Here is a 20,599-nt window from a genome sequence, read left to right as displayed (position 1 = left end):
ACGTGCAGACAACGGTAGACTCGCGTCAAGGCCTCGTGGAAGCGATGCGGCCGGTCGAATTGTCGCTGGTAGTGCCTGTCTTCAACGAGGAAGAGAGCGTCGGCCCACTCATCGATCGTATCTGCTTGGCCATGGCAGGTTATCCCGACCCCTGGGAGCTTATCCTGATCGACGATGGCAGCACGGACGCGACGCTGGCAAATGCACGCAAGCATATCGGCCGTGAGGGACTTGTCTTGAGGATTGTCGAACTGCAGCGCAACTTCGGCCAGACCGCCGCGATGCAGGCAGGCATCGACGCCGCGACAGGGCGGTTGATCGCCACGATGGACGGCGACTTACAGAACGACCCGAAAGATATTCCGTCCATGGTTGCCGAACTCGAGCGCCGCCAGCTCGATCTTCTGGTGGGCTGGCGCAGGAACCGTCAGGACGGTCTGTTGCTGCGCAAGATCCCGTCGTGGTGCGCCAACTACCTGATCGGGCGCATTACCGGCGTGAAGCTGCACGACTATGGCTGCAGCCTGAAAATCTACCGTGCCTCGATCATCAAGCAGGTAAAGCTGATGGGCGAAATGCACCGCTTCATCCCGGCCTGGGTCGCCGGCGTCGTGCCGAGCTCGCGCATCGGCGAGATGGTCGTCACCCACCATGCCCGTCAGCACGGACAGTCGAAGTACGGCATTTCGCGCACCTTCCGTGTCATCCTTGATCTGCTCTCGGTCATGTTCTTCATGCGCTACAAGGCACGGCCCGGCCACTTTTTCGGCTCGCTCGGCCTTGGTCTCGGTGCAATCTCCGCGCTGATCATGTTGTATCTGTTCGTCGACAAGTTCATCTTGGGCAACGATATCGGCACCCGCCCGATGCTGATGGTCGGCATCGTCTTTATGCTTTCCTCGGTCCAACTGATCACGACCGGCATTCTCGCCGAGATGATCGCCCGCACCTACTACCGTGACGATACCTCGCCGAACTATATCGTCCGCCAAGTCTTCGACGGAAGTGAGAATGCGTAATCTGCTGGCTCGCAAGCCGGACACCGTTGTCCTACTGCTGGCGACATATTTTGTCGTCGCCTTTGTCGTTCGCCTGCTCGTGCCGAACGGTTTGCGAGTGGATGAATCCCAGCAGGCGTTCTTCTCGCAATGGCTTGTGGCCGGCTATGACACCCAGCCGCCGCTCTACAACTGGTTCCAGGCGATGGTCGTGTCCGTCGTCGGACTGTCGATCGCAACGATTGCCGCAGCCAAGAATCTGGTCCTTTTTCTTCTTTTCCTGAGCTACTACAAGCTCGCAAAACTTGTACTCGATGACCGGTTGTTTGCTGCCATCGCGACGCTGTCGCTGTTCACGATTCCACAGGTTTTCTGGCAAGCACAAAGGGACCTGACCCATACGGTCGCCCAGATGCTGATGATCAACCTGTTTATCTACAGCATCATCAAGACGCTGAAGGCGCCTTCGCTGTTCTCCTACGTGATGATCGGCGTGACGCTCGGCCTCGGCATGCTGTCGAAGTACAATTTTACCCTCGTCGTGTCTGGGGCACTTGTTGCGGTGCTCCTGCATCCGGAGGGCCTGAAGCGGTTGCTCGACCGACGCTTCCTGATGTCATTGGCTATTGCGGTCGTGATTTTTCTACCGCATGGCCTTTGGCTCCTCGACAATGTCAGCCTAGCGGCAACCCGCACACTGAACACAATGGCGCAAGAAGCGCCAAGCGGCGCATTCGCGAAACTGATCAAGGGGCCGACCGAATTCTTCGGGCAGATCCTCGTGATCATCGCGCCTCTCGTCGCAGTTTATGCGATCATATTCGGCAAGAAGTTTCTCCGCAATCTGAGGCCGACAACCGTCTGGGCTCACTTTTTCGACACCATATTCCTGGCGATTGGCCTGCAGGTTCTGCTGCTGGTTTTCGCCATCGGCATAACATCCATGCGCGACCGATGGGTGCTACCCTTCCTGTTCCTGATGCCGATCGCATTTTGCCTGAAGATGCAGGCGCGCGGGATTCGAGCCGAGGATTTCGCGAAGCGCTTCTTTGTCGTGCCGCTTGCCGTGATGATCGTTGCGCCGTCGCTGGTCTTCGTACGCGCGAACGTGCCGACGCTTTTCGGCCGACCGGAGGCCTACAATGCGCCTTACGAGGAGTTCGTCAGCAAGATTCTTGCCGAGGAAGGCAAGCGCCCGGGGCTCGTGTTAACCGATGGCTGGGTCGTGTCCGGCAACATGCGTCTACAATTGCCCGACGTTCCGACACTATGCACGTTTTTCGGTAATCTGAAGGTCGACTACGAGTGGAGTGCTGAGAAGCCAATCTTGGCCGTTTGGCTTACCTCCCAAGAGGGTTCGGCTTTGCAGCCGGATTTGGATGCATGGGTACAGAAAAATCTCGGCCCGCAATACTCTGCCGTGGCGGTGAAACACATGAGCGTCGGGTATGTTCGCGGGCGAGCGCAAGACCAGCGTCTCTTCAGCTACGCATGGATCTATCCACGCTTGCTAAGCTAGTCGCAGGTCTAGTTCCGCAGTTCTTTCCATGCAGCATCAAGTGCGATCCTTGCGATACGCGCCATCTCATCCACCTCCTCGTGTGTAATGACAAGTGGCGGTGAAGCCAGCATCCGATCTCCAGTAGCGCGCAGGACAAGTCCGTTTGCGAGAGCGTTATTGCGCACCAGCGCGCCGACCGCATCCGGCTTTTCGAAGCGCGTGCGGCTTGCCTTGTCGGCACTCAATTGAAGCGCGCCCATGAGGCCGACGCTCACAGCCTCTCCAACGAGATCGTGTTCGCCAAGCGCGCCCCAGACCTTACCAAAGTACGGACCGATGTCGTCACGAACGCGTTCGACGAGCTTTTCGTCCTCGATGATACGGAGATTTTCGAGCGCTGCGGCGGCGCAAACGGGGTGACCGGAGTAAGTAAAGCCGTGATTGAAGTCCCCGACCTCGTTGATCAGAACGTCAGCGATGCGGTCGCTGACGAGCACACCACCGATCGGGAGGTAGCCCGATGAAAGCCCTTTGGCTATCGGTGCAAGATCTGGTTCGACGCCGTAGTACTGATGGCCGAACCATTCCCCGAGACGGCCGAAGCCGCAGATGACCTCATCGCAGACAAGCAGGATGTTGCGGGACTTGCAGATGCGGGCGATCTCCGGCCAGTAGGTTGCGGGCGGGATGATGACACCCGCGGCCCCCTGAATCGGCTCCGCCACGAACGCCGAGACATTCTCTTCGCCGAGTTCGTCGATCTTGGCCTCCAATTCACGTGCGACCTTCAGACCGAACTCGGCCGGAGACAACTCACCGCCCTCGCCGTACCAGTAAGGTTGTCCGATGTGCACGATGCCCGGTATCGGCAGGTCGCCCTGCTCGTGCATATACTTCATGCCGCCGAGGCTGGCGCCGGCAACCGTCGAGCCGTGGTAACCGTTTTTCCGGGCGATCACGATCTTCTTCGAGGGCTTGCCGAGGGCGCTCCAATAGACGCGCGCCATACGGAACCATGTGTCGTTTGCCTCGGAGCCGGAACCGGTGAAAAAGACGTGGTTGAAACGTGGCCCTGCATGGGAGGTGACCTTCTCCGCAAGGAGCGTGGCCGGTGTCGTCGTCGTGCCGAAGAAGGTATTGTAATAGGGCAGCTCATTCATCTGCCGGGCAACGGCGTCGGCAATCTCCTTGCGCCCATAGCCAACGTTGACGCACCACAGCCCGGCAAAGCCGTCCAGATACCGCTTGCCCTGACTGTCCCAGATGTAGACGCCCTCGCCACGCTGAATGATACGGGTGCCGTCAGCATTCAGCTTCCCCATGTCGGAGAACGGGTGGAGGTGGTGTGCCGCGTCGATGGCGGCGAGATTGGAGCGCGCGTAAGTATCGGACATAATTTGCAAATCACCTTCGGAGATTGAAAGCCACTTCCCAATAGGCTACGACCTTGGCCTTCTCCGCGGGGATTTTCAAGATCATGGCAGACGACAAGCTTCACGGCACAGCAGCGAGCGGCAACCCGCGCGTCGAGCTTCTGCTCGTTGGCATGAATGGCGACCTGCGCGGGAAGCAGATTCCGCTACACGCCCAAAAGAAAATCTGGGCCGGCGAAGTGCGCCTGCCCTCCTCGACACAGTCGCTCGATATTTGGGGGGACGACAACGACGACATCACCGGCCTTTCGCTTTCCGTCGGCGATCCCGATGGCAATTGCATTCCGGACGAGCGCAGCCTGGCTCCGATGCCATGGGCGCCCGAGGGTTCGATGCAAGTGCTTGCAACCATGCACGAGTTCGATGGCACGCCGAGCTTCATGGATCCCCGAGCTATCCTTGCATCCGTGCTGAAGCGGTATGAAGCGCGCGGCCTGACGCCAGTCGTCGCGACCGAACTCGAATTCTATGTCGTCGAACCGGATTGGCGCGAGACCGGCCGGCCTTCGCCGCCTGTCAATCTCACTTATCGCGGCGAGCCGAACGGCTTCCAGCTCTATGACATGAGCGCGGTCGATGCGCTCGATAACTATCTGCAGACCGTGCGCGCCTATGCGAAGGCGCAAGGGCTACCGGCAGATGCGACGACGGCGGAATTCGGCCCCGGACAGTTCGAGATCAACTTGCTGCATCGCCCCGACGCCCTCGCCGCCGCCGACGACTGCATCTATCTGAAGCGTATTGTGGAACAGGCGGCGCGCAAGCACGGACTGAAGTCGACCTGCATGGCCAAACCCTACTCCGATCATGCCGGTTCGGGCCTTCACGTGCACGCCAGCGTCATCGACAAGGATGGAAACAATATTCTCGATGCAAAAGGCGACGAACCGCGAAAGCTGAAATCTGTCTGCGCCGGCCTGCTTCAAACCATGCGGGATGCGCAACTCGTCTTCGCGCCGTTCGCTAACTCCTATCGCCGCTTCCAGCCCGGCTCGTTCGCCCCCGTCGACCTGACCTGGGGCTACGGTCACCGTGGCACAGCTGTGCGCATACCCGATCTGAATGGCCCGGCCGCTCGCGTTGAACACCGCGTGGCCGGAGCCGACGCAAACCCCTATCTGCTGCTTGCTGCCATTCTCGGGGGCATGCTGCTCGGCATTGATTCCGAGCTCGATCCCGGCGAGGAGACGACACCGTCACACACACCTGAAGACACGACGCAACTGACGCATGATTTCCTGACGGCGGTCGACGCTTTCAGCGCCTCCCCGTTCATCGCAGACACATTCGGAAAGCGCTACCAGAAGCTCTACGGCGACACGAAGCGCAAGGAAGCCATCACCTACCTACGCACAGTCTCGGACTTCGACTACCGCACGTACCTGCCGCGCCTGTAGTCTCCACCTATCGTCGATCAATGCTCGACGATGAGACCATGCTGACGTGCGCCTGATCGGACCCGGAAATCCCGCGACATGGCAGCGCCTGGATTGCTAGGGAGCGACGTCGCGCCGCTCGGCTTCGTCAATCTGCGCCGCAAGTCCTTGCTGGACCAAAACCTTGAGTTCGCCGGGATGCAATTTCAACGCAACGTCCCGCTCCAGCGGACGCAACTCGCCATCCATCACGCAATTCGCCTTTGAATGCAGCTTCGGAAAGTGCAAATGCACTTGCGCCGGATGCATGATCATCACGTCCGCATTCTCCCTCACCTTGCCTCTCAAGAGGTCGATCGCCAGGCGTGCGACGCCGAGCGGTTTCAGCGGCTTGGCGGTATAGAAGCCCAGTTCGCCGCCGGTGAGGCTGTCTGCATAAAGCAAGGCATTCTGGCCGAAAGGGTTGTTCGAAACCGAGACTGCGGAAACGCGACGGCGCTCGTAAACGCCCGCGGCTTCAAAGTCGACCTCGAATTCGGGCGGATTGAGCACGACACCGAAGGCGGCACGCGCGCTTGCTCCGATCTTTCCGAGACGCGAGCGGTATGTGTAGGAATTTCGATAGCGAACCATGCGCGCATGAAGCCCGGCCGAGAATTGATGAATGAACGGCCGGCCGTTGGCGCTGGCTATATCGACGTGATCGACTTCGCCAAAAGCGAGTGTCTCAAGCGCCTGCCAGATGTCGAGGGGAACGCGCAAGGAACGGGCGAAAAGGTTCATTGTACCGGCCGGCACGACGCCAAGTGCAATACCGTTCTTCCAAGCTATGGACGCAGCCGCCGAGATCGTCCCGTCGCCGCCGCCGGCGACGATGCCATCGATATCGTCACGGCGGGCCGCCCGCTCCATGGCAGGAACGATCTCCTTGCCGGAGAAGACGATTGCATTGAAATCGTGGCCTGCCTCCCTGAAGACCGCTTCGGCCCGGTTTTCATAGGCTTCCATATCGGTGGTTCTGAACGTCCCGCCATCGCGATTGAAAAAGCCAATAAGTTTCATATGGTTCCTGTTATCCGCGGCAAGAGGCGACGGCCTGTCCCGCGCTGCTAAGAGATGGTTCTTGCACCCGCGATTTCAAGCTGAAACGCCTTTCGCGAACCTCGGGAGCGGCGGCAGGGCCACCAAATTTGCAAGGCACGTATGCATATGAGGGACGCTGCACTGCAGAAAACGCACTCGACCTCCAGCAGCTATCGTTGATAGATGGGGTGTGGGGCATCGTCTCCATCTCCCTTCATTTCTCGGCCTACTGGTTACGCCTCTCGCCCCCGTCCCGTACGTCAAGCATCGAATGCCAAGGAGTGCCTCTTGAGCCAGGTCGCCGTAAACGATTCCATTGACACAAGCTCTGTGGTCGAAGCCCCATCGCCGGTGGCGATTGCGCTGGTGCAGCTGGCGCTTGCCTGCGGCGGCTTTGGTATAGGCACCGGCGAGTTCGCGATCATGGGTCTTCTGCCCAATGTGGCCGATACGTTCTCGGTGACAACTCCGCAGGCAGGCTACGTAATCAGCGCCTATGCACTCGGCGTCGTTGTCGGCGCACCCATCATTGCGGTGCTTGCCGCAAAGATGGCGCGCCGCTCGCTGCTCCTGCTCGTCATGGGCATCTTTGCCATCGGCAACATCTTGAGCGCGATGGCCCCAACCTTCGAGAGCTTCACGGTGATGCGCTTCATAACGGGCCTGCCGCATGGAGCCTACTTCGGTGTCGCCGCAATCGTCGCTGCATCCATGGTGCCGATGCACAAACGCGCTCGCGCCGTCGGCCGCGTCATGCTCGGGTTGACGGTCGCGACTTTGCTCGGGACGCCGCTCGCCACCGTGTTCGGGCAGTCGCTCAACTGGCGCCTTGCCTTTACGATCGTCGGCATCATCGGCCTTCTGACGGTTGCTCTGATCTGGTATTACGTGCCCCGCGACCGTGTTGCCGAGGGTGCAAGCTTCAGGCGGGAGCTCGGCGCCTTCAAGCGCCCACAAGTGCTCCTGACGCTTGCGACGGCATCCGTCGGCTTCGGCGGCATGTTTGCCATGTTCAGCTACATCGCGCCAACCACGACGCAGGTGGCGATGCTGCCGGACAGCATGGTCGCCGTGATGCTGATCATCTTCGGCATCGGCATGAACGTCGGCAATGTCGTCGGCTCCTGGTTCGCCGACAAGTCGCTGATGGGAACGATCGGCGGCTCCCTTGTCTTCAACATCGTCGTGCTGACGCTGTTCTCCCTGACGGCCGCCAATCCCTTCATGCTGGCCCTTTGTGTATTCTGCATCGGTTGCGGCTTTGCCGCGGGTCCTGCAGTCCAGACCCGTCTCATGGATGTCGCCGCCGATGCGCAGACACTTGCTGCCGCGTCGCACCATTCCGCCTTCAATATCGCGAATGCGCTTGGTGCCTGGCTCGGTGGCCTGGTCATTGCACAGGGTTATGGCTTCGCTGCCACCGGCTACGTCGGCGCGATCCTGTCGTTCATCGGTATCTTTGTGTTTGCGGCGTCTCTAGGCCTCGATCGCCGCAGCCGGAGCGCCTGAGGCGGCCGAGACGTCGCGAAGGTGGCGCCCCTGCGGGAGGCAGAAGACATTCTCCTCGCCCCAGGCGGCGAGCGCATTGATCACAGGCTTCAGCGTTATGCCGAGCGGTGTCAACGCATAATCGACACGCGGCGGCACGACAGGGAAGACCGTCCGCGAGACGAGTCCCGATTCCTCCAGCTCACGCAACTGCTTCGTCAGCATCCGTTGCGTCACCGAGGGCAGCTTACGACGCAGTTCGTTGAAGCGCAGCGTCCCGCCCATCAGATGGAATAGGATCACGCCCTTCCATTTTCCGTCCAGGAAATTCAACGTCGCTTCGACGGGGCAACCCGGAAAGTTGCGGGTCAGCTTGGCACGAGGGAGCGACATTTGACGGTATCCTTTTTGGTACTACGTACAGAATTTGTGCATTCTTGTGCTTGTCGAGCATAAGACGCATCTAGCCTCTGTGCAACGAACACAGGAGTTTCCCATGCGCGCCGTCGCCTACAAGGTTCCTCAGCCCATCTCCGCCGAAACATCTCTGATCGACGTCGATCTGCCGATCCCGGAAGCGAAGGGTCATGACTTGCTGGTCGAGATCAAGGCGGTATCCGTCAATCCGGTCGACGTGAAGGTGCGCGCTGGCGTTGCGCCTGCTGCTGATGAATTCAAAGTGCTCGGATGGGACGCCGCGGGTGTCGTCAAGGCGGTCGGCCCGGAGGTCACGCTCTTCAAAGCCGGCGATGAAGTCTTCTACTCCGGCGTGATCAATCGCCCCGGTTCCAATGCCGAATTCCACCTAGTCGACGAGCGGATTGTTGGACGCAAACCGAAGACGCTCGACTTCGCCTCAGCTGCGGCCTTGCCTCTGACGTCGATCACGGCTTACGAGGCGCTTTTTGACCGGCTGAGAGTACAAGATCCGGTGCCGGGGGCCGCACCGGCAATCCTTATCATCGGCGGCGCTGGAGGCGTCGGATCGGTCGCGATCCAGATCGCACGTGCCCTGACGGACCTGATGGTCATTGCAACGGCATCCCGGCCCGAAACGAGCGAATGGATCAAGCAGCTTGGCGCCCATCACGTCGTCGACCATTCGCAACCGATCGCAGCGCAGGTGGCGGCCCTTGGCCTTGGCCCCCCTGGCTTTGTCTTCTCGACGACCAATACCGATCAGCACATCAAGGAGATCGTCGAGGCGATTGCGCCGCAGGGCCGATTCGCGCTGATCGACGATCCGAAGACGCTCGACATCGTGCCGTTCAAGCGCAAGGCCGCGTCCATCCATTGGGAGCTGATGTTCACGCGACCGCTCTTTGGCACGCCCGACATGATCGAACAGCACAAGTTGCTCAACAAGGTTGCCGAACTCGTCGATGCCGGAGAGATCCGCACGACGCTCAGCGAGACGCTGGGCACGATCAACGCTGCCAATCTGAAGAAGGCGCACGTGATGATCGAAAGCGGTCGGACGAAAGGAAAGCTGGTTCTCGAGGGCTTCTAGAGCCTCTAGCAATTCCGAACCACTGATCGACCAGAATGCCGCGCCGGAAGGTGCGGCATTCTGGCACCAAGAGCCTCAAGCGCTTGACTTTTCTGCCAATTGAGACCACCTACAGCCATACGCGGATTACGTCCGTTTTCCGCGGATATCAACGGAGCCATCATCACGATGCCAAGCGACAGTAGCAGTCGATTGCCTTTGCCGTACGCGGCCCTCGTGCGCTGACCGACTCCTGTCGGGCTCGCCCGTCGGACGCTACGGCGGATCGACGGAAAGGCGAGCCTATGAACATCAATCGCTTCCCACTGCGGGCGGGCCATGCCGCTCGTTTCTTCAGCAACGACCACCTCGGCGCCATCACCACGGCCGAGCGTGTCGAACGGCTGAACGCACTCGAAATCCCCGAAGCTGCAGCAATCCTGGTAACGCTGCCGCAGCAGAAGGCCGTCCGTATTCTCGGCCGCCCTGAGCTGCACAATGCCGCAGCGATCATCGCTGAAATGCCGGTCGAGCACGGCGCACGCCTGCTGAACGCCACGGCGAACGACCGCGTTGCGGACCTCTTTCAGGAAATGAACGAGGAAGCCCGCGCGCACCTTTTCTCGCGGCTTGACCGTACGACATGCCTTGCCGTCCAGCACCTGATGGGCTATCCGCCCCGCACGGCCGGCAGCATCATGACGACGGAGTTCGTCAGCGTGCCCGACACCTGGACGGTCGAGCAGACGCTTGAGCATGTGCGTAAGGTCGAGCGTTCCCGCGAGACGGTGTATGCCATCTATGTTCTCGACGCGGTGAGCCACGTCTTGACGAGCGTCGTTACGCTGCGTCGTCTGATCACCGGCGATCCCGGCGAATCCGTTCTCACGGTTGCGCAGAAGGAAGGGGTTGTGCGTGCCGATCCGCTGATGACACAGGAAGATGTTGCCCGGCTGATCCGCAAGCACAATCTGCTAGCCCTGCCTGTCGTCAGCGAGGACGGCCATATGCTCGGCATCGTCACGGTCGACGACGTTATCGACACGATGATTGCCGATCAGACCGAAGACGCCCATAAGTTCGGCGGCATGGAAGCACTCGGCAAGCCGTATATGAAAATCGGCTTTACCGGCATGATCCGCAAGCGTGCAGGCTGGCTCTGCGCCCTCTTCCTCGGCGAAATGCTGACGGCAAGCGCCATGCAGCATTTCGAAGGCGAGTTGGAAAAGGCGATCGTGCTGACGCTATTCGTGCCGCTGATCATGAGCTCGGGCGGCAATAGCGGTTCGCAGGCAACGTCGCTGATCATCCGGGCGCTGGCGCTCGGTGAACTCAAGCTCTCCGACTGGTGGCGTGTTCTTTTGCGTGAACTGCCGACGGGCATGGTGCTGGGCTCGATCCTCGGCCTCGTCGGCTTCGCCCGCATCGCGCTCTGGCAGAATATTGGTCTCTTTGACTATGGTGAGCACTGGGTCTTGGTCGGTTTCACGATCTTTACCGCGCTGATCGGCATCGTGACCTTTGGTTCGATCTCCGGCTCAATGCTGCCTTTCATCCTGCAGAAGCTGCGGCTCGATCCGGCCAGTGCTTCCGCACCGTTCGTCGCAACTCTTGTCGACGTGAGCGGACTGGTGATCTACTTCTCGGTCGCGGTGCTGATCCTCAGCGGGACGCTACTCTAAGCATGAAAACGGGGCCTGATCCGCCCCGTTTTTATTTCGGCCCAGGCAGCTTCAACGCTCCATGGGTTTTCATGCTGCGGATGGCGAAGTTCGAGCGGATATCGCTGACATTCGGCAAGGTCAGCAACGTGTCCGTCAGTAGCCGCTCATAGGCTGCAAGGTCCTCGACCACGACCTCGGCCAGGAAGTCCGCCGTTCCGGATATCAGGAAACACGAGACCACCTCGGGAATGGCGAGCAACGCCGCCTCCTGCGCTTGCGCATTTTCGCGGCTGTGATGGGCGACCTTGAGTTCGACAAAAACAGTCAAGCCGAGACCGACTTCCTTGCGGTCGATGTCCGCGCGGTAGCCGCGGATGACGCCGGTCTTTTCGAGGTTGCGGATTCGACGCAGGCAGGGCGACGGCGACAGATTGACCTTCTGGGCAATCTCCACGTTGGTTGCGCGCGCATCCTCCTGCAAGCATTTCAATATGGCCAGATCGAAATTATCCAGATTTGGCATGATCGGTAAAATCCTTTTGGCATTTTGGCAGATAATTGCTCATAATAATATTCTGACAGCATAGATAGCAAGGACATGCCTCGGCGTTTCCGCCTATTCTTCTCTCAACCGGACAGCCTCCGGACGATCATGAGAGGAGAGATCGATGAGCGTCCTTGCCTTCACAAACAATGAAAAGTCCACTTCGACATCTGTTGGATATGCGGGTGCCGTCGTCACGGTCCTGATCTGGGCGGCGTGGATCTTGGCGACCCGCCACAGTGCGGCGACGCAGCTTGGAACGATCGATATCGGCCTGATCCGTTACGGCATTCCGGCCCTCGTGCTGGCGCCCGTCTGGCTGAAGACCGGCTTGCTGCCGAAGGGCGTGCCGCTTGGTCTGCTCGCTACAATGGTCGCCGGTGCAGGAGCCGTCTTCTTCCAGCTGACCACATCGGCGATTCATTCGACCCCTGCATCTGCGGCCGGCATCCTGCTCGGCGGTTCGATGCCGCTCGCCGCGGCCCTCATCGGCATCTTCGTTTTCCGTGAACGACCGGACTTCACACGGCTGCTCGGCCTGGCCGCGATTGTCACGGGCGTCGGCATCCTGCTTGTCCGCTGCCTTGCCGGTGCGACCTTGCCCTGGAGCAGCTTCGTCCTGCTGCCGATGGGGGCAATTCTCTGGGCAAGCTACACGCACGCCTTCCGTCGCTCCGGCTTGACCGCCGTTCAGGCCAGCGCGCTGATCGCCATCTGGTCCTTCCTGATCCATGTTGGCCTTGCCATCGTCTTCGGCACCTCGATCGCAAGCGCACCGCTTGCCGAACTCGGCCTGCAGATATTGAGCCAAGGCATCCTTTCCGGCCTTGCCGCGACTGTCGCCTATGGCCTTGCCGTGCATGCGCTGGGCGGGACGCAGGCTGCCGCCTTTACGGCAATCACGCCGGTGTTGGCGACCATCGGCGGCGGCGCGCTGCTTGGGGAGGAGATCGGGATTGCGGAGATTGCTGCCGCTGTCGTCACCGGGATTGGCGTTGCCCTTTCGACCGGCATTGCATCGCGCAGATAGTCTCGCAATGCGCCCTTCGAGCCGGTGGTCACTCCGCCGGTTCGTTCCTTTAGGAGGGACACCTCTCCAAAGGCGAGCACCATCGCGATGCGTCGATCAGGATCCATACCGGTCTCGATCTCATAGGCCAGCTTCGTCTGCAGAAACTGCGGCATTGCCTCGGATTCTTGCTCTATGAAGCCCAAAGAAGCATAGAATGGCGCATTGAAGGGCACATAGCGATCGGTCGTCAGCGTCACCCTTGAGAAACCGCCCGCACGGGCCATGTCGATCACTGCCAGCATCAAGCGCCCTCCGACTCCTCTGCGCTGCCATGCCTGGCAAACATCGAACTCGATCACGTAAAGCGAGCTTTCAATGTCCTCAGCCGCGAGAAAGGCGATCGATTGATCCTCGTCATCGGTGGCCACAAGCAGGAGGCCCGCATCGAGCGATCGCTGCAAAACATCACGTGGCAATGCGTGCGGTTCCCGCACGACGCCGAGCGCCTCCGCCAATGTTGCGAAGGCATCTATTTCGATCTCGGTCAGACGCGGCAATTCGTCGAGACGTGCCTGACGTATGATGCAGGCCGGTGTCTCGCTCATGCTGCTCCTCACATATTCGGATAGACCGGGCCTTCGCCGCCCTGCGGCGGCACCCAGTTGATGTTCTGGTTGGGGTCCTTGATGTCGCAGGTCTTGCAGTGGACGCAGTTCTGGGCGTTGATGACAAAGGTCTCCTTGCCATCCTTCTCCACCCATTCGTAAACGCCGGCCGGACAGTAGCGGGTCGAGGGACCGGCATAGATGTCGTGCTCGGACGATAGCTGCAGCGCCATGTCCTTCACCTGGAGATGCACCGGCTGGTCTTCCTCGTGGTTGGTGTTCGACAGGAACACCGAGGAGAGACGGTCGAAGGTCAGAACACCATCGGGTTTCGGATAGGCGATCGGCTTGTGCTTGGAGGCCGGCTCAAGCGACTGGGCATCGGTCTTGCCATGCTTCAGCGTACCGAAGAGCGAAAGGCCGAAGAGCTGGTTCGTCCACATGTCGAGACCGCCGAGCGCGACGCCGATCGCGGTGCCGAACTTCGACCAGAGCGGCTTGACGTTGCGCACCTTCTTCAGATCCTTGCCGATGTCGCTTGAGCGCCAGTCGGTCTCGATCTCGACGACCTCGTCGTTGGCACGGCCCGCCGCGATCGCGGCAGCAATGCGGTCCGCCGCCATCATGCCCGACAGCACCGCATTGTGGCTGCCCTTGATGCGCGGCACGTTGACGAAGCCGGCCGAACAGCCGATCAGCGCGCCGCCGGGGAAGGAAAGCTTCGGTACCGACTGGTAGCCGCCCTCGGTGATTGCCCGCGCACCATAGGACAGCCGCTTGCCGCCCTCGAAAGTGGTGCGGATCGCCGGATGCGTCTTGAAGCGCTGGAATTCCTCGAACGGATAGAGATAGGGGTTCTTGTAGTTCAGGTGGATGACGAAGCCGACGGCGACCAGATTGTCTTCGAGATGATAGAGGAAGGAGCCGCCGCCGGTCTTCATGCCGAGCGGCCAGCCGAAGGAGTGCTGGACGAGGCCCTGTTTGTGGTGCTCGGGCTTCACCTGCCAGAGTTCCTTGATGCCGATGCCGAATTTCTGCGGCTCGCGATCCTTGGATAGATCGAACTTGGCGATCAGCTGCTTGGCAAGCGAGCCGCGCACGCCTTCGCCAATCAGCACATACTTGCCTGTTAATTCCATGCCGCGGGTGTAGTTCGGGCCGGGCTCGCCGGTCTTCTCGATGCCCATGTCGCCGGTGGCGACACCAATGACCGCACCCGCGTCATTGTAGAGCACTTCGGTTGCGGCAAAGCCCGGATAGATCTCGACGCCGAGTTCTTCTGCCTTGGTGGCGAGCCAGCGACAGACGTTGCCGAGCGAGACGATATAGTTGCCATGATTGCTCATCAGCGGCGGCATCAGGATATTCGGCAAGCGTACGGAGCCTGCCGGGCCGAGCACCAGGAAGTGGTCGTCCGTCACCTCTGTCTTGAACGGATGGTCGGCCTCGTCGCGCCAGCCGGGCAGCAGGCGGTTGATGCCAATGGGATCCACGACGGCACCGGAAAGGATATGCGCACCGACTTCGGCGCCCTTCTCGAGCACGACGACCGACAGCTCCGGATTGACCTGCTTCAGACGGATCGCAGCCGAAAGCCCCGCCGGACCGCCACCGACGATCACTACGTCGAATTCCATGCTCTCGCGTTCGGGCAGTTCACTCGTATCAGTCATGCATCCATCTCCGCTCGGCCGACATTGCGGCCACATTTCCCCGTGATGGGACTATCTCTTGTCAAAACAGGGAGCCATTGTCGAGCCGGGAAACGACAGCCAATCCCCCAATTCGCGCAACGACATTTCTGGCTTAAAGAATTATATGCAGTTTACGTAAACGTCAAACACTAAACAAATGGCCGTCCGCCACTTTCATCGGCTCTTGCACCACCATATAGAGAGACGGACGACTGGAGGAATATGGCATGGATCTTGGCATCAAAGGCAAGCGCGCACTCGTCTTGGCGTCGTCGCGGGGATTGGGTCACGGCATCGCGGTGGCTTTGGCGCGTGAGGGCGCACATGTTCTTCTCTGCGGGCGCAGCGGCGAGACGCTGGAGGCAAACTGTCGCGCGATCAATGCCGAGGGAAAAGGCAAGGCGGATTGGATCTGGGCCGATCTTTCCGAAGAAAATTTCGTGGAAATAGTGGCCGCCGCGGTGCGCGACAAGTTCGGCGGCATCGATATTCTGGTCAACAATACCGGCGGCCCGACGCCGGGAACGACGCAGGACATGACGCCCGAGAAGCTCGAGACCTATTTCTTCTCTATGGTCCTGCGGGTCATTGCGCTCACCAATGCACTGTTGCCATCCATGAAAGAACAAGGCTGGGGGCGCATTCTCACCGTCGCATCATCGGGCGTTATCGAACCCATTGCCAATCTAGCCCTTTCAAACACGCTGCGCCCTGCCCTCGCTGGTTGGAGCAAGACGATGGCAACGGAGATCGGGCGCTTTGGAATCACCTCGAACCTGCTGCTTCCGGGGAGCATCCTGACTGGCCGGCTTGACGATCTCGACGGCGCCGCCGCCAAGCGCACCGGCAAAAGCCTCGATGAAATCCGCACGGCAAAGGAAGCAGCGATTCCCGTCGGTCGCTACGGAACGGTGGAAGAGTTCGCAGCAACGGCTGCCTTTCTTTGCAGCCAGCCGGCGAGCTACCTTACCGGCAGCCTTGTGCGCTGCGATGGCGGCGCGGCCCGATCCGTCTGATTGCAAAAGGGAAATTGCGACAATGTGTGCGGTCGAACCTTCGTGACGCCTACGAAAGGTCATATCAGCACATTCTTTCATTACAGAAATTTAAGCCATTATAACCACTTAGTGATGGTCGGCGGGGCAATTGTGTCTTTTTTGCGCCGTAATAGGCGTGGTTCAATAGAGCCTGGATTAACGCGCAATTTGCTCCAACCCGGTCTCGCTCATGAAAAAACTTTTGGTCACGGTCTGCATCATGGCTGCTGCCAGCGTTAGCGCATGGCAATATAGGGAACGCATCCCTTATCTTTCCCAATTTTTACCTAAGACGCCGCAGCAGGCTGATGCCGCCGACGGCAGTCACCAAACGGCCGGCGATGCATCCCAGAAATCCGGTGACCAGAAGGGCGGCAGCAAGGGCCGGAACCGCAACGGCGGGCCGACGCTGGTAAAGACTGTCGCAGCGGTGAAGACCACCCTGCCCCGAGACGTCACGGCTTCGGGCTGGGCGGACGCGGACGACAACACGACGATCGCGGCCCAGGAACAGGGGATCGTTACCAAAATCCTCGCGTCGGACGGCGCCACCGTAAAACAGGGAGACCTCATCGCCGAGCTTGACGCCCGCACGGCGCAAGCAACGGTCGACAAGGACAGCGCCATGGTCGTCCGCGACCAGGCCACCCTGGCAGAGGCCGAAACTGCGCTGGCACGTGCCAACGACTTGCTGAGCTCAAAGGCCGGCACGCAGCAAAGCTATGATCAGGCAAAGGCAGCGCGCGACACAGCATCGGCCACGGTTGAAGCAGACAAGGCGGCGCTCGCTGCCGATCAGGTCTTGCTCGAACATACCGATATCCGCGCGCCCTTCGACGGACGCCTTGGTGATATTGCTGTCAGCCCCGGAGCTTTTCTGAATGCCGGTTCGGCGATCGTAACGATCGCGAAATACGATCCGATCTATGTGAAGTTCCACCTGCAAGAGCGTGACCTGCGACAGTTGAAGCTTGCCCTCGCCGCAGGACCAGTGGACGTCAGCACCGTTCCCCAATCGGACAAGGGCAAGCCGCGCCAGGGTCACATCAGCTTCTACGATAACACCGTTGATCCGGCGTCCGGCACCATCCTCGCGAAGGCGAAGTTTGAGAACGCGTCCGGCGCCCTCTGGCCCGGCCAATCGGTCAACATCGTGGTCCACTTCAACAACAATGAGCAGCAGGTTGTCGTCCCGACCGTCGCGGTCAGTCCGGGCGCCGCCGGCTTCTTCGCCTTTGTGGTGCGCGACGGCAAGGCTCAGCTGACGCCCGTAACGGTGGCACGAGCAAACGGTGGCTTCAGCGCCATATCGAAGGGCCTCTCCGAGGGCGACCACGTCATCATCGAGGGACAGGCACAACTTGTCGACCAGCAGCCGGTGAAGGAGCAGTTTGACGATAAGGCATTGAACGTTGCCTCCGCCGACCACGCCGCAAACAAGACCGAAATCCTCACAGCGGGCACGGAAGAATGATACCGAATTTCTGTATCCGACGTCCTGTCGCGACGACGCTGCTTGCCATCGGCGTCGTGCTTGCCGGCCTTGCGGGCTATCAGCTGGTACCGGTGGCAGCCCTGCCGCAGGTGGACTTCCCGACGATCAACGTCTCGGCCGCCCTGACCGGTGCCTCGCCGCAGACAATGGCGACCTCGGTGGCGACGCCACTGATCAAGCAGTTCCAGACAATTCCCGGAATCAGCGAAATCAGCGCCACAAACTCGCTCGGCAATACGAGCATCGTCCTGCAGTTCGACCTCAACCGTGACATCGACGCCGCAGCCGCGGACGTTCAGGCGGCGATCTCGCATGCGACGCGTCAGTTGCCGGATAACATGACGACGCCGCCGAGCTACCGGAAAACGAATCCTGCCGACGCACCCGTTATGTTGCTTGCCGTGCAGAGCGATACCATGCCCCGCAGCAAGCTCGATGAGATTGCCGAGGACATCATCTCGCCGTCGCTTTCGACGCTTCCCGGTGTCGCGGAGGTTTCGGTATTCGGCGCGCAGACCTACGCGGTGCGGGTCGAGGTCGACCCGAACAAGCTTCTCAACCGCGGCATTGGCATAGACACGGTCAACCAGGCGCTGGCTGCGGCCAACAGCCAAGTTCCGGTCGGCTCTCTGCAGAACGACACGCAGAGTATGACGATCAATGCCAATACCCAGCGTACCAATGCCGACGAATTCCGGACACTGGTGATCGCCAACCCCAATGGCGCGCCGATCCATCTCGGCGATGTTGCTGATGTGCAAGATAGCGTCGAGAACCTTTATACAGGCAGTTGGTACGACGGCAATCGCGGCATCATCCTCGCCATTCAGCGTCAGCCCGATGCGAACACCGTTGAGGTGGTCGACGCGATCAACGCGAAGCTGCCGGGGCTGCACGCGGAGATTCCGGCATCGGTATCGACGAAGGTCATGAACGATTCGGCCAAGCCGATCCGCGATGCCATCAGCGACGTGAAATTCACGCTGTTCCTGACGATCGGCCTCGTCGTCTTGGTCATCTACCTCTTTACCGGCCATCTGACGGCGACGATCATTCCCGGCCTCGCGGTGCCGCTGTCGCTGATCTCCACCTTCGGCATGATGTACGTGCTGGGATACAGCATCGACAACATCTCGCTGCTTGGCCTGACACTTGCGGTCGGCCTCGTCGTCGATGACGCGATCGTCATGCTGGAAAACATTCTCCGGCATGTCGAGGAAGGCATGCCGGTTCTCGATGCAGCGATCAAGGGTGCCGGCGAAGTGAGCTACACGATCGTCTCGATGTCAGTGTCGCTAATCGCGGTGTTCATTCCGATCCTGTTGATGGGTGGCGTCGTCGGCCGCATCTTCAACGAGTTCGGCATGGTCGTTGCCATTGCGATCGTGGCCTCCGCAATCGTGTCGCTCACGGTAACCCCCATGCTCGCGTCCCGTCTCGGCAGCGGCCACGAGCGCCCGCCGTTCTTTATCCGCTGGTTCGACGCCGGCTTCGAACGGACGGTCCGGGGGTACGAGAAATCGGTCGGCTGGTGCTTGAAGCATCGCCCAACGGTTCTTGCGCTGTTCTTGGCGTCTGTCGGATTGACCATCTATCTGTTCATGACGCTGCCGGCGAGCTTCTTCCCCACGGAGGATATCGGTCGCCTGAACATCTCGACGCGCGCTCGTCAGGATATCTCCTATCCGGCGATGCAGGCGCTGCAGAACCAGGCGGCCGAACTCGTGAAGCAAAACCCTGCCGTCAACCACGTCATGTCGATCGTTGGCGGCAATGCGCGCAGCCCGCTCAACAATGGCACCATGTATGTCGAATTGAAGGACAAGGATCAGCGCCCACCGCTTGACCAGACGTTGAGGGAGTTGCGGGCGAGCATCAGCAAGATCCCCGGCCTGCAGGCCTATATCACGCCCCAGCAAAGCCTGCGCTTCGGCGGCCGCCAGACTGCGAGCCAATACCAACTCGTCGTCCAGGCGCTGAGCGCCGATCAGACGAACCTTTGGGCCAACAAGATTCAGCAGGTGATGCGTGCCGACCCGCGCTTCACCGACGTCACTTCCGACGCCCAGAACAACGCGTTGCAGGCCAATATCGTCGTCGATACGGAGAAGGCCGCGGCCTTCGGCATTACCGACGGACAGCTGCGGACGACCCTGCAGGAAGCCTTTGGGGGATATACGGCTGCACAGATCCAGTCGACTGGCGACAGCTACGATGTGATCGTGGAATACGACACCACCAAGCCATGGGACGATCAGAAGCTTCAGGAAATCCGCGTCGCGTCCAACAGTGGCGCCCTGGTCCCCCTGTCCAACTTTGCGACCGTTCAGCGCACGACCGGGCCGGTGACCATCAACCAGACCGGCCAGCTCGTCTCGACGACGGTCTCCTTCAACCTGCCTGCCGGCGAGGCGCTTGGTGACGCCACAGCGGCAATCGATCAAATCAAGAAAGACATCGACATGCCCGCGGACGTCTTCACGTCCTATGGCGGCACGGCGCAGATATTCGAGCAGTCTCAGGGCAACACCCCGCTCCTGATCCTGGCAGCCGTGCTGACGATCTACGTCGTGCTCGGTGTGCTCTACGAGAGCTTCATCCACCCATTGACGATTCTCTCCGGCCTGCCGGCCGCAGCACTGGGCGCGTTGCTGGCGCTGAAAGTGATGGGCTTCGACCTTTCCATCATCGCCCTCATCGGCCTGCTCATGCTGATCGGCATCGTCAAGAAGAACGCGATCATGATGATCGACGTAGCGCTGGAAAACCTGCGCTCCGGCAATGGCATGTCGCCATCGGAAGCGATCCACGAAGCCTGCGTCCGACGCTTCCGCCCGATCATGATGACGACCTTCTGCGCCCTCCTCGGCGCGCTTCCGATCGCTCTTGGGACTGGGGCAAGCTCGGAACTTCGCCAGCCGCTCGGCATTGCCGTCGTCGGCGGTCTTGTCGTTTCGCAAGCGCTGACACTGTTCATCACCCCGGTGATTTTCGTCGAGATGGGTAGGCTCAGCGATTGGCTCCTCAGCTTTGGACGCAGGAAGAAAGCCGAGGACAACGAGCAAGTGGCTCAGGCAATGGCAGCCGAATGAAAAACAGCGGGCGCCAATGGCGCCCGCTGCATTTTTCACTCTAAGCCTTGAATAACGACTGCCTCTGTGGCATCACGCGCCCTCTTTG

The 20,599-nt window shown here is 60.2% G+C and carries 15 protein-coding genes and 1 pseudogene; 10 read left to right on the top strand and 6 right to left on the bottom strand.

Going from position 1 to position 20,599, the window contains the following annotated elements; genetic code table 11:
• Window positions 1-2 precede the first annotated feature (2 nt).
• A complete protein-coding gene (locus tag ACSQ9D_RS04080; protein ID WP_436281256.1) occupies window positions 3-1,019 on the top strand; it encodes a glycosyltransferase family 2 protein in 1,017 nt (338 codons plus the stop codon).
• Window positions 1,012-2,517, top strand: coding sequence for a glycosyltransferase family 39 protein (locus ACSQ9D_RS04075; RefSeq protein WP_436281255.1), 1,506 nt, complete (start codon window positions 1,012-1,014; stop codon window positions 2,515-2,517). The genes ACSQ9D_RS04080 and ACSQ9D_RS04075 overlap by 8 nt, the downstream gene beginning before the upstream one ends.
• A gap of 8 nt (window positions 2,518-2,525) precedes the next feature.
• On the opposite strand, the gene ACSQ9D_RS04070 is transcribed toward ACSQ9D_RS04075, so the two are convergent.
• Entirely contained in the window at window positions 2,526-3,893 is a 1,368-nt protein-coding gene (locus tag ACSQ9D_RS04070; protein ID WP_436281254.1) for an aspartate aminotransferase family protein, read from the bottom strand.
• Window positions 3,894-3,946: 53 nt separating this feature from the next.
• Here ACSQ9D_RS04070 and ACSQ9D_RS04065 point away from each other — a divergent pair, with 53 nt between their 5' ends.
• The gene (locus tag ACSQ9D_RS04065; RefSeq protein ID WP_436281253.1) at window positions 3,947-5,329 is read left to right on the top strand and encodes a glutamine synthetase family protein; all 1,383 of its coding nucleotides are present in this window, start codon (window positions 3,947-3,949) and stop codon (window positions 5,327-5,329) included.
• Window positions 5,330-5,425: 96 nt separating this feature from the next.
• Here the strand turns inward: ACSQ9D_RS04065 and ACSQ9D_RS04060 are convergent, their stop codons facing one another.
• Window positions 5,426-6,370, bottom strand: coding sequence for a diacylglycerol/lipid kinase family protein (locus ACSQ9D_RS04060; protein ID WP_436281252.1), 945 nt, complete (start codon window positions 6,368-6,370; stop codon window positions 5,426-5,428).
• Between the two features lie 309 nt (window positions 6,371-6,679).
• On the opposite strand from ACSQ9D_RS04060, the gene ACSQ9D_RS04055 reads away from it, so the two are divergent.
• Complete coding sequence (locus ACSQ9D_RS04055) at window positions 6,680-7,900, top strand: MFS transporter (protein ID WP_436281251.1); 1,221 nt, start codon at window positions 6,680-6,682, stop codon at window positions 7,898-7,900.
• On the opposite strand, the gene ACSQ9D_RS04050 is transcribed toward ACSQ9D_RS04055, so the two are convergent.
• Window positions 7,868-8,272: a winged helix-turn-helix transcriptional regulator gene (locus ACSQ9D_RS04050; RefSeq protein ID WP_436281250.1), complete on the bottom strand. Its 405-nt coding sequence runs from the start codon at window positions 8,270-8,272 to the stop codon at window positions 7,868-7,870. The two genes, ACSQ9D_RS04055 and ACSQ9D_RS04050, sit on opposite strands and share 33 nt — an antisense overlap.
• Before the next feature lie 103 nt (window positions 8,273-8,375).
• Here ACSQ9D_RS04050 and ACSQ9D_RS04045 point away from each other — a divergent pair, with 103 nt between their 5' ends.
• A complete protein-coding gene (locus tag ACSQ9D_RS04045) occupies window positions 8,376-9,389 on the top strand; it encodes a zinc-binding alcohol dehydrogenase family protein (protein ID WP_436281249.1) in 1,014 nt (337 codons plus the stop codon).
• 284 nt (window positions 9,390-9,673) lie between these two features.
• Window positions 9,674-11,050, top strand: a complete 1,377-nt coding sequence (mgtE, locus tag ACSQ9D_RS04040; protein WP_037117147.1) for a magnesium transporter — start codon at window positions 9,674-9,676, stop codon at window positions 11,048-11,050.
• 31 nt (window positions 11,051-11,081) lie between these two features.
• On the opposite strand, the gene ACSQ9D_RS04035 is transcribed toward mgtE, so the two are convergent.
• Window positions 11,082-11,555 carry an Lrp/AsnC family transcriptional regulator gene (locus ACSQ9D_RS04035; RefSeq protein ID WP_436281248.1) on the bottom strand — a complete coding sequence of 158 codons (474 nt, stop codon included), beginning with the start codon at window positions 11,553-11,555 and terminating at the stop codon, window positions 11,082-11,084.
• 145 nt (window positions 11,556-11,700) lie between these two features.
• Here ACSQ9D_RS04035 and ACSQ9D_RS04030 point away from each other — a divergent pair, with 145 nt between their 5' ends.
• Window positions 11,701-12,606: a DMT family transporter gene (locus tag ACSQ9D_RS04030; protein ID WP_436281247.1), complete on the top strand. Its 906-nt coding sequence runs from the start codon at window positions 11,701-11,703 to the stop codon at window positions 12,604-12,606.
• A gap of 170 nt (window positions 12,607-12,776) precedes the next feature.
• Here ACSQ9D_RS04030 and ACSQ9D_RS04025 read toward each other — a convergent pair.
• Window positions 12,777-13,193: pseudogene (locus tag ACSQ9D_RS04025) on the bottom strand (GNAT family N-acetyltransferase); the annotation flags it as partial.
• Window positions 13,194-13,201: 8 nt separating this feature from the next.
• Window positions 13,202-14,866: a 4Fe-4S dicluster domain-containing protein gene (locus ACSQ9D_RS04020; protein WP_436281246.1), complete on the bottom strand. Its 1,665-nt coding sequence runs from the start codon at window positions 14,864-14,866 to the stop codon at window positions 13,202-13,204.
• A 248-nt stretch (window positions 14,867-15,114) separates the two neighbouring features.
• On the opposite strand from ACSQ9D_RS04020, the gene ACSQ9D_RS04015 reads away from it, so the two are divergent.
• The 3 genes from ACSQ9D_RS04015 (at window position 15,115) to ACSQ9D_RS04005 (ending at window position 20,511) form a co-directional block, all read left to right on the top strand.
• Window positions 15,115-15,903: an SDR family oxidoreductase gene (locus ACSQ9D_RS04015; RefSeq protein ID WP_436281245.1), complete on the top strand. Its 789-nt coding sequence runs from the start codon at window positions 15,115-15,117 to the stop codon at window positions 15,901-15,903.
• A 211-nt stretch (window positions 15,904-16,114) separates the two neighbouring features.
• The gene (locus ACSQ9D_RS04010; protein ID WP_436281244.1) at window positions 16,115-17,398 is read left to right on the top strand and encodes an efflux RND transporter periplasmic adaptor subunit; all 1,284 of its coding nucleotides are present in this window, start codon (window positions 16,115-16,117) and stop codon (window positions 17,396-17,398) included.
• The gene (locus tag ACSQ9D_RS04005) at window positions 17,395-20,511 is read left to right on the top strand and encodes an efflux RND transporter permease subunit (protein ID WP_436281243.1); all 3,117 of its coding nucleotides are present in this window, start codon (window positions 17,395-17,397) and stop codon (window positions 20,509-20,511) included. The genes ACSQ9D_RS04010 and ACSQ9D_RS04005 overlap by 4 nt, the downstream gene beginning before the upstream one ends.
• The last annotated feature ends 88 nt before the right edge of the window (window positions 20,512-20,599 follow it).

This window comes from Rhizobium sp. LjRoot258, assembly GCF_964254185.1.
Classification (GTDB): domain Bacteria; phylum Pseudomonadota; class Alphaproteobacteria; order Rhizobiales; family Rhizobiaceae; genus Rhizobium.
The sequence above is the reverse complement of the archived record's forward strand: the minus strand, read 5'-3'. Positions and strand labels throughout refer to the sequence as shown.